This window comes from Bacteroidota bacterium, from assembly GCA_020402865.1.
Lineage (GTDB): Bacteria > Bacteroidota > Bacteroidia > Palsa-965 > Palsa-965.
Genome location: JADBYT010000006.1, coordinates 65,126 through 79,844, shown reverse-complemented (window position 1 = coordinate 79,844; position 14,719 = coordinate 65,126). Strand labels below are relative to the sequence as shown.

The 14,719-nt window shown below is 51.8% G+C and carries 8 protein-coding genes; 4 read left to right on the top strand and 4 right to left on the bottom strand.

Going from position 1 to position 14,719, the window contains the following annotated elements; genetic code table 11:
- The first annotated feature begins 1 nt into the window (after position 1).
- Positions 2–829, top strand: coding sequence for an amidohydrolase (locus IM638_04500; GenBank protein ID MCA6362272.1), 828 nt, complete (start codon positions 2–4; stop codon positions 827–829).
- A 25-nt stretch (positions 830–854) separates the two neighbouring features.
- Here the strand turns inward: IM638_04500 and IM638_04495 are convergent, their stop codons facing one another.
- The 3 genes from IM638_04495 to IM638_04485 all read right to left on the bottom strand — a co-directional run bounded on the left by IM638_04495 (position 855) and on the right by IM638_04485 (position 3,807).
- Positions 855–2,504 carry an Ig-like domain-containing protein gene (locus IM638_04495; GenBank protein MCA6362271.1) on the bottom strand — a complete coding sequence of 550 codons (1,650 nt, stop codon included), beginning with the start codon at positions 2,502–2,504 and terminating at the stop codon, positions 855–857.
- Positions 2,482–2,982: a GAF domain-containing protein gene (locus IM638_04490; protein ID MCA6362270.1), complete on the bottom strand. Its 501-nt coding sequence runs from the start codon at positions 2,980–2,982 to the stop codon at positions 2,482–2,484. The genes IM638_04495 and IM638_04490 overlap by 23 nt, the downstream gene beginning before the upstream one ends.
- A gap of 90 nt (positions 2,983–3,072) precedes the next feature.
- Positions 3,073–3,807 carry a ComF family protein gene (locus IM638_04485; protein MCA6362269.1) on the bottom strand — a complete coding sequence of 245 codons (735 nt, stop codon included), beginning with the start codon at positions 3,805–3,807 and terminating at the stop codon, positions 3,073–3,075.
- A 265-nt stretch (positions 3,808–4,072) separates the two neighbouring features.
- Between IM638_04485 and IM638_04480 the strand changes: the two genes are divergently transcribed.
- The 3 genes from IM638_04480 (at position 4,073) to IM638_04470 (ending at position 10,792) form a co-directional block, all read left to right on the top strand.
- On the top strand, positions 4,073–5,011 hold the full coding sequence (locus IM638_04480; protein ID MCA6362268.1) for a hypothetical protein: 939 nt from the start codon (positions 4,073–4,075) through the stop codon (positions 5,009–5,011).
- 77 nt (positions 5,012–5,088) lie between these two features.
- Positions 5,089–8,838, top strand: coding sequence for a GHKL domain-containing protein (locus IM638_04475; GenBank protein ID MCA6362267.1), 3,750 nt, complete (start codon positions 5,089–5,091; stop codon positions 8,836–8,838).
- Between the two features lie 16 nt (positions 8,839–8,854).
- Positions 8,855–10,792 (top strand): T9SS type A sorting domain-containing protein, encoded by a 1,938-nt coding sequence (locus IM638_04470; protein MCA6362266.1) that lies wholly within the window; start codon positions 8,855–8,857, stop codon positions 10,790–10,792.
- Here IM638_04470 and IM638_04465 read toward each other — a convergent pair whose 3' ends face one another.
- Positions 10,793–14,350: a hypothetical protein gene (locus IM638_04465; GenBank protein MCA6362265.1), complete on the bottom strand. Its 3,558-nt coding sequence runs from the start codon at positions 14,348–14,350 to the stop codon at positions 10,793–10,795.
- Positions 14,351–14,719 lie beyond the last annotated feature (369 nt).

The window sequence follows — 14,719 nt, the reverse complement described above, 5'->3', positions numbered from 1 at the left end:
CATGCAACCCGGAGAACTTCATATTGCGGCTGTGCAAACCGCCTTGCATTGGGAAAATCCTGATGCCAACCGCAGGCATTTCAGCGCCATTATGCGTGAAATGGCAGCCGATGAAGAGGAGATGCGCCCCAACCTTATCGTGCTGCCCGAAATGTTCAGCACCGGTTTTTCCATGTCGCCCGAACGTTTGGCCGAGGCGCCCGGCGGGCCTACCACACAATGGATGCAGGAGCAGGCATCACTACACAATGCAGTGATTACCGGAAGCATCATTATCAAAGAAAACAACCTCTTTTACAACCGCCTGCTCTGGGTGGCGCCCGGTGGCCAAGTCAAATACTACAACAAACGCCACCTCTTCCGCATGGGTGGTGAAGACAAACACTACACAGCCGGCACAGAAAAACTGATTACCGAACTTAACGGCTTCAAAATTTGTCCGCTCGTATGCTACGACCTGCGCTTCCCGGTATGGAGCCGCAACCGGTTCCGAAAAGACGAACAAGGCAACCTCACTGCCGATTACGACATACTTATATACGTAGCCAACTGGCCCGAAGCACGTTCTTTTCAATGGGAAACACTATTGCGGGCAAGGGCTATTGAAAACCAATGTTATGTAATTGGTGTAAACCGTATTGGTAGGGATGGTAAAAATATACCGCATGATGGCCGTTCATTGTTACTCAATTTCAAAGGCGAAAACATGCATTACTATGAATACAATGTTCCTCAGGTAGTACGTCAGACATTTGACCTGAACAATCTCGAACAGTTTCGCAGTAATTTCCCAGCCGGAATGGATGCCGACGAATTTGAACTGATGTAGTTTGCCGAAGGTTCAGTAGCGCAAATTACTGCTTCTTCATCTTCCAGTCGATATCCAGATCCCAGCCAGCTCTGACCTTTACATTTCCGCCATACAGCTTTACAATTTCGGGCTGGCGGTGTTCGGTGTAATTGCCTGAATCGTAGCGGCCGTTTTTGTTGGTGTCGGTAATCAAACGCAGCGCATATTGTCCCGGCAGCAGATGTTCGAAAGACACGGACTGATCGGAAGTAATCGTGTATTCGTTTACTACCAGTCCTTTTTCGTTGAGAAGCTGCAGCAGGTAATTTCCGGGTTTGAGATTTCGGGTGGTGACTTTGAGGTTTCCGTAATCGTCGGGCGTGCGGGGCTGGAAGTTGATTGTAATGGTGTCTTTATTCCGCTGACCAAACCAGTCGGTTACGGTGTTTGGCAGCACCACGAGTTTATAGGCCGAGTCTTCCTGCAGCGTGCTCAGCAGCTGAATACGCCTGCGTGAAAGGCTGTCGAGCTGCGGGTTGATGCGGAGTGTATCGCGGCCACGGGTAAGGATAATTCCGGCTGCATTGAATTCGCGAACGGGTATTGATGTAAGCACGGCCAGCGGCGAGTACAGATCGGCTTTCTGGTTGTTGTTTACAGTGGCATACACCATGAGTTTACGCGCATCGGGCTGTCCGCCCCGCGGGCGGAAGCGTTTATCGTTGGGATCAAAAATCCGGACCTCGGCTGTGTCAAATATTTCACCGCCATCGGCTGCAATGAGTCCGAGTGTATCGGTAGTGTTGCTGCTAAACCAGAGGGTAAGTGTATCGCCTGTTCGGTTGCGTTCGGTGAAAAGTTTGATTTGTGGGGAAAGGGGTTCTGTGAAACGCAGTTCCGGTTTTTTTGCAGGGAAGGCAAAGTACACCATTACTTTTCCCGGCGCCACCTGTACCGTGTTGCGCACGCGCTGTCTGGATTCGGTTTGCTGAAAAAGGCGCAGTTGCAGCGTATCACAATTTGCATTGAGTGTAAGCAGCGAATCGCGGTAGGCAATGCGCTCGCCGGCCGCGTTTTGCCAGAGGTAATCGGCATTTTTATCCGTAATGGCCACTACCTTGTAGCTGCCCGCGCGCAGGTTGGTGAGCTCAAACGAGCCGTCGGCGCGGGTTTTGGTAAAATACCACGGCCGCATTTTCAGGGGTGCCGAATCAGCAGCGGTGTTGTATAAAATAACCAGTGCCTCTTTTTCGCCCGCCAGCGTAAACGCATCCGTTACACGGCCGCGAATACGAAGCGAATCAACCACAGGACCGGTTGAAAATACGTAGCGGAAATTATCAAGTACATTGCCTTCGGTAATATCACGGATGGAATTTCCGAAGCTGAGTGTATAGGTTGTATTGGGGCGCAGTGTGTCTTTAAAGTCAATCACCACTTCGCGGCGGCGGATGCTTACTTCTGGCGGATTAGCCAGCGGCGGCGAAATAATGAGTTGTTCGTTTACATTGCTCAGAGTCACATACTCATTAAACTCAATAACCACACGCTGTGCATTGGCGTTTACGGCGGCACTGTCGGGGCTGTATTTTACGGCTACAGGCGGGCGTGTATCTTTAGCCCCGCCGTTTGGCGTAACTACCTGTGCACAGCGCGCCAGCAGCAGCAGCACCGCAGCCAGCCACAAAAAATTAAGCCTGTGCCGCACGTACATAAAGTTGTGTAATGAGTTTGGCAAGTTCGCCGAGGTAAGCCGCATCCGTATCATCAAAATCGGCCAGCGTATCGCTGTCCACATCCAGCACACCAATTACTTCGCCCTGCGCATCATGCAACGGCACCACGATTTCTGATTTTGAAGCCGAACTGCAGGCAATATGGCCGGGAAAAGCATCTACATCAGGCACTACCAGTGTGTGGTTTTCGGCCCAGGCTGTGCCGCACACACCTTTGCCTTTCTGTATGCGTGTGCAGGCCACCGGCCCCTGATAAGGGCCAAGTACAAGCTGCCCGCCACGCACAAGGTAAAAGCCCACCCAGAAAAAGCCCAGCCCCTGACGCAGCGCACCTGCCACGTTGGCGAGGTTGGCAGTAAAATCGGTTTCGCCTTCGGTGAGTGCGGCAATCTGCGGCAACAGCGAGTGGTAGATTTCGCGGCGTGTGGTGCCGGTAATGAGCAATGTTTCGGCCATAGCTGGGCAAAGGTAACGAGTTTGGCGGGGTTATGCACAGCAGGCCGGTGCGGCATTTTGCATCTTTTGGCGATGTGCAGCTGGCGGCTGTCAGTTGCGCGCGGCGGCAATGGTAACGATGCTTACGGAGACTCCTTGTATAGCCAGCAGCGGACTGGCAGCTGCTTCGAGGGTGGCGCCGGTGGTGAGCACATCATCAACCAGCAGAATATGCCGGCCGGTTATTTCTGCTTCATTGCGCACGGCAAACACGTCGCTCACATTCTCCCAGCGCTGCGCGCGTGTTTTGCGGGTTTGCGTGCGCGTGGCCTGCAGGCGGAAAAGCACATTTTCCTGAAGCGGAATATTCAAAACCTGCGAAAGTCCGCGCCCGAACTCAGCCGCCTGATTATAGCCGCGTTCGCGCAGCCGTTTTTCATGCAGCGGCACCGGAATTATACACTCGGCCGTGCAAAACGGATGTGCCCCGATCAGCTTACGCCCTACTGTTTTCCCCAGTTCCACACCTGCATCGGACCGCGAATTGTATTTGAGCTGGTGAATGATTTCCTGCAGCCGGCTTTTACCACTAAACACAAAACCGGCACCCACGCCCCGAAAAGGAATACGCCCCCAGAACACCCGCGCTGACGCATTTTCGGCGGGCTCGTCAAAATCATAGGCCGGTGGCAGTTCGAGCCGGCATGACATACAAATAGCCTGCTCCCCCACACGCAAATTATCAGCACAACCTGCGCAGAGTTTGGGAAACAATAGCCCCGACAAATCAGTACCGAGCTGCCCGAGGAACGACTTTGCAGCGTGAAAGGAAAGTGAAACCGGCATACTGTTTTTTGCAGTTAATCTGTTATTTCGGACGTAACGCCGAATTTTAAAAGTAAAAATTTAGCGGCTTATTACCTTTGTAATCATTCAAAACAACCCGGCAAACAGCGCCAAAACGGCAAACAGGCTCTTTTTCAGGGTTATTCATACCGAGATGTCAACAAGTCGTTTTTACAACCTTACAGAAATAAGCCGTTTTTTCTGACGTTTGATTATGCAGCGGGAATGGTTTTTGCATCCTTCCCGAAGTAGAAGAAGAAATCGTATGGAACAGCCTGAACAGCAAGCACCCCGAAGCAACAAGGGGTTGCACATTACCTACCTCAGCATCATTTTCGTGCTCACCGGCATTTCCGGCTTTCTGGGCTGGAAGTTTATGGAGAAGCAGGACCAGATACAAACACAAACGGTTGTTGTAACCGAACTTGGCGATAAAAACGATCAGCTTCAGGACGAACTCGACGACCTTTCGCGCCAGTTTGAAGACCTGAAAACCAACGATGCCAATTTGCAGAAGGAGCTGAACGATAAAATTGCGCAGATCGAGGAACTCAAGAAAGAAGCCGAACGCAACAAAAACAACGCTGCCGTTATTGCCAAACTCCGTAAGGAAATGGGCACCCTGCGCAGTGTTATGCAAGGCTATGTGCGCACCATCGACTCCATGGCCCGCCTCAACGAGGGCCTGCGTGCTGAAGGCAAACAGGTGCGCGAAGAACTGAGTGTGGAACGCGACCGCTCCAGCGAACTTACCCGGCAAACCGAAAACCTGCAGGGCCGGCTAAACGAGGCGGCCCGGATTGCGGCAACCAATATTGTATTAGCCGGTGTGGACGAAAAGCGTGGGGGACGAAAAGAAAATCAGGTAACGAAAGCTTCAAAAATTGACCGGCTTAAAGTGACATTTGAACTGGTACGCAACCCCACCACCAAACCGGGGATGAAGGATATTTATGTACGGATAATTACACCCGACGGGCAGGAGCTGACACAGGCAATGGATGCGGAACACCGTATTTCCTACAACGGTGGCACTACCTATTTTGCCGCAAAAAAATCGGTGGATTACCAGAATGAAAATTTATCGGTACTGATATACTGTGCCAAACCGAATGCCGATTATACCTTTCTTCCCGGCGAATATATTGTGGAACTCATTTCCGACAAAGCCAAGATTGGCGGCACACGGTATAAATTTGAATAGCGGTTACGGCCTGATTTTTGCGGCTGGTGGCGGCTGTATTTGCCAGCTTTGGCAGCAGCTTTGTATCTTGGCAAAATATGGCCCGTTTTTCTCTCCCTGCCTTACTGAAACACCGGTTTAGTCTGCTTGCAGCCACGCTGCTGTGTATGCTGCCGGGCTGGCTCATCCAGGAATCGGGCAGCAGTGCAGGGGCCGGAAACAACCCGCTGGGCCTGCATACCGCACGGTTTACGCAAACGCTCCATAAGCGGGAAACCTTAATTGAACAGCAGCTTGCACGGTTCGAACAGTTTGCCACAGGCAAATCATACGCCGATATTTTCCGGCAACAGCCATCAGACCTCATTGAAACGGCCCGCAAACAAGGCTTCGTGTACCTGATTTATGAACAGGACACGCTCAAGTTCTGGTCGGAAAACTCCGTTGCCGTTGAAAATTACATGAAGGAAGTATGCCTCGACGACCGGCTGGCGCGTTTGAAAAACGGCTGGTTCGAGGTACGTAAGCGCAACGACAATACAGGGCGCATTTATATCGGACTAATACTTATCAAGTACGCTTATCCGTACCAGAACGAATACCTGCAAAACGAATTTCATCCTTCATTTTCGCTGCCCGGCGAAGCTGATATCCAGAGCGGCACGCCCAACGCCATAAACAGCATCAGCGACAAGGAAGGTAATTACCTGCTCACGCTCACCACCAAATCAGTATCGGCCTCAGCCGGTTTGGGCTGGCGCGACTGGCTGGCCGTATTGCTGTATATATGCGGGTTTGTGCTGCTTATACTTTTTATCCGTCGCGAATGTGAAGCACTGTCAAGGAGCATCGGCACGGTTTACACCACACTGCTGTTTGTGGCCGTGGTAACAGGTTTGCGTGTGCTGTGTATGCTGCTGCACATACCCGCATTGTTCGACGAACTGCCGATGTTTAGTCCGGTTCACTACGGCAATGCCGATTCGTTCTGGCTGCCCTCGCTTGGCGATTTCTTTATTAATGCGTTGCTGCTCCTGTATCTGGCCCGGTATGTAACACGCCGTTTGCCGCCGCATACCTGGCCGCTGCCACGACGCTACCCGCTGCGAGCCGCACTAAGTTTACTGGCCTTGCTGGCGCTGGGCAGCGCGGGAATGATGATTAATACTATGGTGAGCGGCCTTGTGCAGAACTCAGACATTTCATTCAACCTCAACGATTTTTTCTCGCTTAACCGCTTCAGTTATATTTCACTGCTGCTGCTCACGTTTCTGCTTGGTACGTTTTTCGTGCTGGCCAACTGGCTCAACAGCTGGCTTCACCGGTTCATTACCCGCACACTGCATCGCTGGTTGTTTTTGGTTGCAGCTATATGCGTACACATTGCCGTGATGCACCTGCTTGGCGTGGCCGATATTCTGGTGATGAGCTGGCCATACGGCATTCTGCTGCTGCTCATGCTCAGCAAACACAATCAGCCCTATTCATTTGTAATGATTGTGGTGCTGCTCTTTTTCTTCTCGCTCGTGTCCACCCATCTGCTCATTCGTGAAAGCCGCTATAAAGAACACGACACACGCCTGCTTCTCGCTGAAAAACTTGCCGCCGAACAGGATCCGGTGGCCGAGCAACTTTTCTTCGAACTCCAGCCACGCCTCAGCACCGATACCGTGCTTATTGCAATGGCGCAGCAGCAGCAGCCCGACTGGAATGTATTTGACCGATACATCCGCCAGAATTATTTCAACGGCTTCTGGGACAACAAATACAACCTCAGCGTAACCTATTACGATACACTCTGTTCGCCCCTGCACCGTTCAGAATCGCCGTGGACCGAAAGCCTTACGCTGGCTGAAGAACTCGTTGCCGAAAAGGGAAGCCCTACAATGAGTGAGCAGCTTCATTACCTCAACCTCAATTCGGGCCGAACCAGTTATGCAGGATTAATTATGCTGCAATTTCCGGGCGAGAAAAAGCCGCTGGGGCAGGGGCAGCTTTTCATCGAACTCGAATCGAAACTCATGGTGCAGGAAATCGGCTTCCCCGAACTTCTCCTCGACCGTGAACTCGGCATTAACAAAAAACTCATCAACTATTCCTACGCCAAATACAAAAACAACGAGCTGCTCAATCATTCGGGCAAATACACCTTCAACCTGCATCCCGGGGAACTCAATACACGCAAGCCTTCCGAGTTTATCAAACACGACGGTTGGAATCATCTGGTATATCGCTCTGATGCGCAAACATTGGTTATTCTCAGCAAACCCCTCATTGGCTGGCTGGGGCGCTTAACCACATTCTCCTATTTGTTTACCATTTTCAGCCTGCTGCTGATTGTGCTGTTTGCCTTGCGGCAATTGTTTACGGTTGGATTTACTTTTTCCAATCTCTCGTTCAAATCGCGCATACAGCTTGTATTTGTGCTCATTATTCTTACGTCGCTCGGATTGTTTGGTGTAGGTTCAATTGTGTTTATCCGCAACCAGTATCAAACCAAAAATCAGGAAATTATCAGCGACAAAACGCATTCGGCGCGACTGGAAATTGAGGCGTATCTGAAGGAGAAAAATTATTCACTCAATCCGGCTTTTGCAAATTATCTGCTCAATGATATTTCCACTGTTTTCGGGACAGATGTGAATATGTATGATCTGAAGGGTGATTTATATGCCTCATCGCGGCAGAAATTGTTTGATGAAGGACTTGTGTCGCGCAAGATGAATCCGGAGGCGTTTCTGGAGCTGAGTGTGAAAGGTGTTTCAGAATTTATTCACGATGAGCACATTGGCAATCTCGATTATCTTTCGGCCTATTTGCCGGTGCGCAACAAGGAAGGTAAACTGGAGGCGTACCTCAACTTCCCGTATTTTGCGCGGCAGAGTGCGCTTGAAAAGGAAATTTCTCAGTTTCTTGTGGCGCTCATCAATATTTACGTGTTTTTGTTTGCACTCTCTGTGCTGGCGGCCATTTTTGTATCCAACTACCTCACACATCCGCTGCGGCTGATACAGGAAAAAATGCGTCAGGTAAAACTTGGCAAAACCAACGACCCGATTACGTGGCAGAATTCCGACGAAATCGGCAGTCTGGTGTTTGAATACAACCGCATGATTACCGAGCTTGCGTTGAGTGCCGAAAAGCTGGCGCAATCTGAACGCGAAAGTGCGTGGCGCGAAATGGCCAAGCAGGTAGCACACGAAATCAAAAACCCGCTCACCCCCATGCGCCTGAGCATTCAGCTGCTTGAGCGCGCCTACAAAGACAAAGCGCCCGGCATTGACGAGAAAATTGAGCGCATGTCGAAAACCATCATCGAGCAGATTGATACGCTTGCATCCATCGCCAACGCATTTTCTGATTTCGCCAAAATGCCAAAGGTGATCAGCGAACGCATGGATTTGCTGCAAATGGCACAAAACACCGTTGAGCTTTTCCGCGAAACAAGCGAAGGCGTAGAAATAAACTTCGATGCCGGCTCAATTTCCGAAGCCCCGGTAGCTGCCGATAAAGAGCAGCTTGTGCGCGTGTTTAACAACCTGCTCAAAAATGCGGTGCAGGCCATTCCGGAAGAAAGGCAGGGCAAAATCAACGTATTGCTTACCCGCGAAATTTCAGACACCGGCACGCGCTACCAGCTTGCTTTTGCCGACAACGGCACGGGCATTGCCGACGAGGTGATTGACAAAATATTTGTGCCCAATTTCACCACCAAAACAGCCGGCATGGGGCTTGGTCTGGCCATGGTGAAAAACATTGTGGAGCACTGCGGCGGCAAAATCTGGTTTGAAACCGCAAAAGACAAAGGCACCACATTTTTTGTGTCGTTCCCCGAGTGGCGCGAATAAACATTACGCTCCTGCCATGAAAAAACTACTCCTGTTCATTTTTACTATTGTTGCCGCAATTCAAAGTGCCAATGCGCAACAGCTACGTATCAATCCTTTTCAGGTGGCGGGAAATGTGCCTGTTTGCTACACTGCCAGCGTAAATTATTCGCCAAAGACCAATGCCGGCGGAATGGATTTTTACAACAGCGGCATTCATTACGATGCAGTAAGGATATACAATATAGAAACGGCAATAAACTGGGCTGGCGTAAATTCTGTTGCCGATGCCATGACCGTGCTTGAAGCCATGAGGCCGGGAACAATTACGCTGAGCCAGCATTGCCACAAAATAATAATGCCCATTCTGAAAATGCCGCTGTGGTTAAGTTCCTCAAGCAATACTGCTCCCATTCCCGGTGCCGGTGATCCGTCGTGGAATGTGCATCACGGTCATCCTCCGGCCAATTATACCGTTTGGGCTGAACTGCTCGACAGTGTGGTGCAGAAAATGAGTGTACAATGGGGGCTTGATATTGACTACGAAATCTGGAATGAGCCTGATAATTTCTACTGGCAAGGCACTCCGCAGCAATATTTCGAATTCTTTCACCGCAGCTATACAGCCATAAAAACAGCGCACCCGAACGTGCGTGTAGGAGGGCCTGCAGTTTCGCAGTTTACCTCAATTTTCGGCTCCATTCCTCCGCTTGGTACGCTGAGTCAGACTCAACTCAATCAAACCATTATTGCCAATCTTATCGACAGTTGTGTGAGCTGGGGCACGCCGCTCGATTTTATCTCCTGGCATAAGTTTGATGTGGTTGCACACGCCATTCCGCAGGAAATGACGTTTCTCCGGCAGAAATTAATCAGTTCGGGGCACGGGCTTGTGCCGCTCATGGTATCGGAATGGAACCTTGCCACACCGCTGCGCGATACGGAATACAGCAGCGGGTATATGTCGTATTACACCATACTCCTGCAAGCATACGGCGCAAGCGCACAGTCGGTAGCAGCCTGGCAGGATTTTGATTCTTCCGCAACCGAATTTCACAACGACTACGGTGTGGTAAGCTGGGCCAGCTTGCACAAGCCTGCCTGGAAATCAATGCAACTGCTGAACAGGCTGCAAGGGGCAAGAATTCCGGTCAACTATTCAGACAGTACAAATCTGCTGGCAGCCGCATCATCACATCAGGACACGCTTCAGGTTGTGGTTGCCGCTTATCAGCTGCCGCCTGTTTCGGAAGCCACAGCCCGCCTGCTCTACACAATGAACTTCAACACAAACGATCTTATCAATGAAGGGCTGGCATCCGAAACCCTGCTCGATTCCATTTATCGCGGACTTATTCAGCTTCCGGCCACCACACCGTTAACCACGGCAATTAATCAGTTAATTCCCTACTACCAGTATTCCGATTCCGTATTCCGAAACGGACGCACAGTTACATTACAACTTACCGGAATTACAGGGCAGCACAGCGGAGAATTAATAATTGTTGACTCAATTCAAAACAATGTAATACCTGTGTATGATTCCTTAATTAATGCAGGATATACACGACAAACGGCTACGGCTTATCTCTATCCGTTCCGAAACAATTTCACCTCAACCACAGTTACAATTACAGATTCCGTCTTTTCATTTCCGCTGCGCCCCAATGCCACAGCTTATCTGAGGGTTCATATTCCGGGTATTACATCAATACGGAATGAGTCGGTTTCTGAATCTGCCTTTCAGCTTTTTCCCAATCCGGCAAGTGATATACTCTACATCCGCAGAAATGATCTTGCACCGGTTAATACTACTTACATCATCACAAACATAAACGGGAAAGTGATAAAAATGATACCCGTTCAGGGAAATCAGACGGTTGTGCGGGTTAATGATTTTGCGCCCGGAATTTATTTTGTGAGGGAGGAATACGGTAATTCGCGGCCACAATCGTTTGTGGTAAACGGCAAATAATCAGAACATGGCCCGGATTTGTGCGCTGCCGGTGTGTATGGCTTTGGTTGCATCAGACTTACGTCCTTCGTAGCCGAGTGTAAGCTGCAGGTTGTTTGCAAGTGCACGCTGCCAGTTTACACGCCAGGTATAATTCTGCCCCGGCTTAAGTGCCTCAAGCATATCCCACGCTACGGCAGAAGTGGCGCTGCCGTTGTAGTTCATGCTGATCCAGGCAAGCTCGGCGTTAAGGCTGCCTTTTGAAAGTACATTGTATTTTACTTCAGTGCTGAGTTTGTTGAGAAACAAACTCTCATTGCCTAAGCCCGGCGCATTTTGCTTTTGCGCATAGCGATAACCAATGCTGAGCCTGAATGTAGTGCCGGGCTGAATGCTGAACTGAGGAGCCACCTCGTAATAGCGGATGCTGAAATTGCGCGTGCTGAAAAACTGGCTGCTGTTTGTTTTTACACCTTCCTTCATTTCGGTACTGAGCAGCAGTGCGCGTGTAATGTTCCAGCGCACACGAAACTCGCGCGAGGTGTTGCCGCGTGATTCGAGTCCGTTGGTGAGCAGGATTTTACTGCGGATATCCTGCACCGAAAAATCGGCACCGAATTTACTGCTGAGCTGATTGAAGAAAACCGTGTTGCGCACCGAGGCCGATAGCGACACAAGCTCGGCATCATTCGCATCGTCGAGGCGCGGCACCAATGCTACAGCCGCATCACTGCTGGTAGTTTTGCGTTCCACACGATACACAAACTGATCAGACAGTCGCGCCAGAAAGCCTTTGAACTTTTTTTCATTGGCCCAGCGCACGGCAGGACGCACGTTTATGCTTTGTGTAAACTGGTTGGTGTACACGCGTATGAACTGATTGGTGGGCGTATAAATGCGGATGTAGGAAGCCTGATCGGTAAAGACGGCTATTTCGAATTCGTTGAGTTCCTTTACGCCGTTGCCGTTGTAATCGGTCCAGGTGTAGGTGCCTTGCCCCACGGGCACTTCGAGGTACGAAAACTCGCGGCGTACTTCGAGTCCGGAGCCGGCTTCGTAGAATGTATTCGCGGTTACAATACCTTTCCAGAACCGCGCATTGTACTCGAAGCGGCCGAGTAGTGTGTTTTCGGGCTGCTGCGGAGCCAGCACGGTATCGGTAATGCGCAGTGTGCGCCAGTTGAGTGTGAGGCGGATTTGCTGGTTCGGATTTTGTTTGAGCGAAAATGTGCCGCCACGGTTTTCGGCAATGGCCGCTTGTTTGAGTGTAAGCGGCGTGGGCAGATTATCGTTGCGGCGGCTGTAGAAAAGCTGAAACGCACGCAAAGCCGAATCGGCCGTACCGGCGCGCACCTCCCACTCGAAATACCCGAAACTGGAGGTTTGCAACGAGTCGCTTTGCGGCTTTTGTACACGCGAAGTTTCGGTTTGTTCGCGTGCGGCAATCATCCATTTCTTTGCCACAATTTGTTGCACAGCCACTTTGTGGCGCAAAAATTCAGTGGCACCCACCGCACCTGTGCTGGTGAGCAAACTCCCGTCGGCACTGAGCCTGAAACCGCCGCGTGCCACCGTAGTAGTGAGCGCATGCCGCAAGCCGGTGTAGTTGCTGCCTTCGAGAAACATACCAAACCGGTAGCCGGCCGTGCCAAAGCCTAAACGCTGCAACTGCACGCCGCCCTGCGCCAGCTGCTGCCCCGCTGCGGCCGCCAGCGAAAGCGCACTGCCCGATGTATTTTGCCAGCCCGCACCGCCCGCATTCTGAAAGCCACGGTTCCAGTCGCGCTCAAACTCCACGGCACGGTAGCGTTCAACCGGCGTGAAAAAGCGGCTCACTACTTCAGTGCTCACATCGGCCAGCAGGCGCAGCGAATCGCGCAGCTTCAAGGTATCAGCCCCGCGCAGAAAAAAACCATAGCCTTTATCGTCGTTACTGTTGGCGGCAGAGAATGTATTCAGGTCGTTGTTGCTGTAAGCCGCCTCGGCGCTGAACACCGCATTTTTCTTGGTGCGGCGGTCGGCGCCGAATGTAACAAGCTGGCGCTGCTTGGGTGTAACGAGCAGAATAACCGGCTCGTATTCGCCCTGCGGCTGATTGCCCACGGGCGCCACCCACTCAAACACCTTTCCGTTTGCCGAGGCATTGATTTGCCGGTAATTACCGCGCCCCGCGCCCACAAACGAAAACGTAACCCGCCAGTGCGCCACCGACGGATCGGTTGAAAACACAAACACATCGGGATACAGCGCGGCGTTTACCAGCGTATCGGTTTGGCGGTAAAGCACCACATCATTGCTGAAGCCCACACTGTCGGCCCCGGGTACTACGGCCTGCAAAAGTGTATCGCCCACCTGTGTGAGCGTGAGTTTGTCCACATCAGTAAGTGTTTGCTGCAGGGGCTGATTGCGGCTGTCCTGTTCCGAAAACGCCTGCAGCCGCACACCCCAGCGCTGGGTGCGGTATTCGGCCCCGGCCAGCAGCAGCGAGCGGGCATAGTTGCGGTCGGTGTACTGAAACTCCACCACAATGCGCTTGTCTTTGGTAATAAGCTGCTTTGCGGTGAATGTAATTTCCGACGTATTGTAGTCGATAATGTAATCGTTCTCCTGTCCGCGCACAAGCAGCTGCCCGTCCACAAACACTTTTTCGGTGCCGGAAAGTACCACGATGAACAATTCGTTTTCGGCGCCGCGCAGGCGGTAGGGGCCCTGATTGCCCTCGATGCCCTGCACGATGTTGCGTGCAAATTTTCCTTTTGATACGGCTGCGCCGCCGGTTACCAGCAGCAAGGGCTGTTTGAGCGAATCGGCCGAGGCGGCATTGCCCACACGCTGGCGGCTGGTTACGTAAAGACCCTGCCCGCGCTTGCTGTAATTCATAAAATAACCCGCCGGCCGCGTGGTAAAAAAGTCGCCCGCAATGAGGCGCGTGCCTTTGCCTGCCAGCTGAATATACACCCGGTCGAACTCCTGCAGCTGTTGCGTGGTCCCATCGGGCTGAATGGGCAGATTATCATCAGTAGCCGCCATGGTGAGTTCGATGTTTTCGGTAAGGCGGCCGGAGAGCTGGAGGTTGAGGCTGGAGTTTACCGATACATCGCGGTTGTTGCCAAAGGAAATGCCGCGTGCCAGTGAGCCGCTTTTGTTGAGCCCGTTCATGGCGAAGATATCATCGCGCTTTTGTTCGCCGGGTTTATATACAAACGGGTTGATGCTGCGGCCGGGTGGTGCGGTAAGCTGCACGGGATCCTTGCGGCGGGCGGTGGCCGCAAAGTACACCGGAAACACGCGGTAGCTGATGCGCAAACTATCGGTACGTGGTGCGCAGGGCGGCAGTACGACATAAGCAGCAGCGGCGTTGAGCTGGTAGCAGGAAGCGGGCACAGTATCGGTACCGAGGCGAAGGAGAAATGTTTCGGGGATGATGCTGAGTGTGTCGAGCCGGATTGTATCGGCCGGAGCGAGGGTGCGGCTGCGCAGGTTGTCGGAGGTTTGTGCGTGCAGCCCGGCCGCTGTGCCCGAAAGGAAAAAGCACAACAGCAGCACATGGCGCAAACGAAAGACCTGCTGCAGATTCACCTCGCTAAAAGTACGAAAGCCCGGGCTGAATTTGCGGAGGGGCTTGATCGTGCCTGTGTATAACGCTGGGGGTGGGGGGAAATTTTGCGGGGGCGGGGAACAGGTGGTGTTTTAATGAACCTGACGTAACTAATTAGCCCCGGGTGGAGCGGCACCCCGCAGGTGCAGACTGCTGTATTTGCAGCGTTTCCGAGGAGTATAGCGGAACACGGGACAGGTGATTGTTTGGAATACGGCTGAAATTGCTCCTTCTTACGTGGTTAGCACTTTAAACAAGTCTGGAGACTTGTTTAACCCCGGCGGAAAGTTTGCAGACTTTGTCTGCTGAAACTTTCCGCAGCTTGTAAGCTTGGGTGGGCGTGGTTTGCA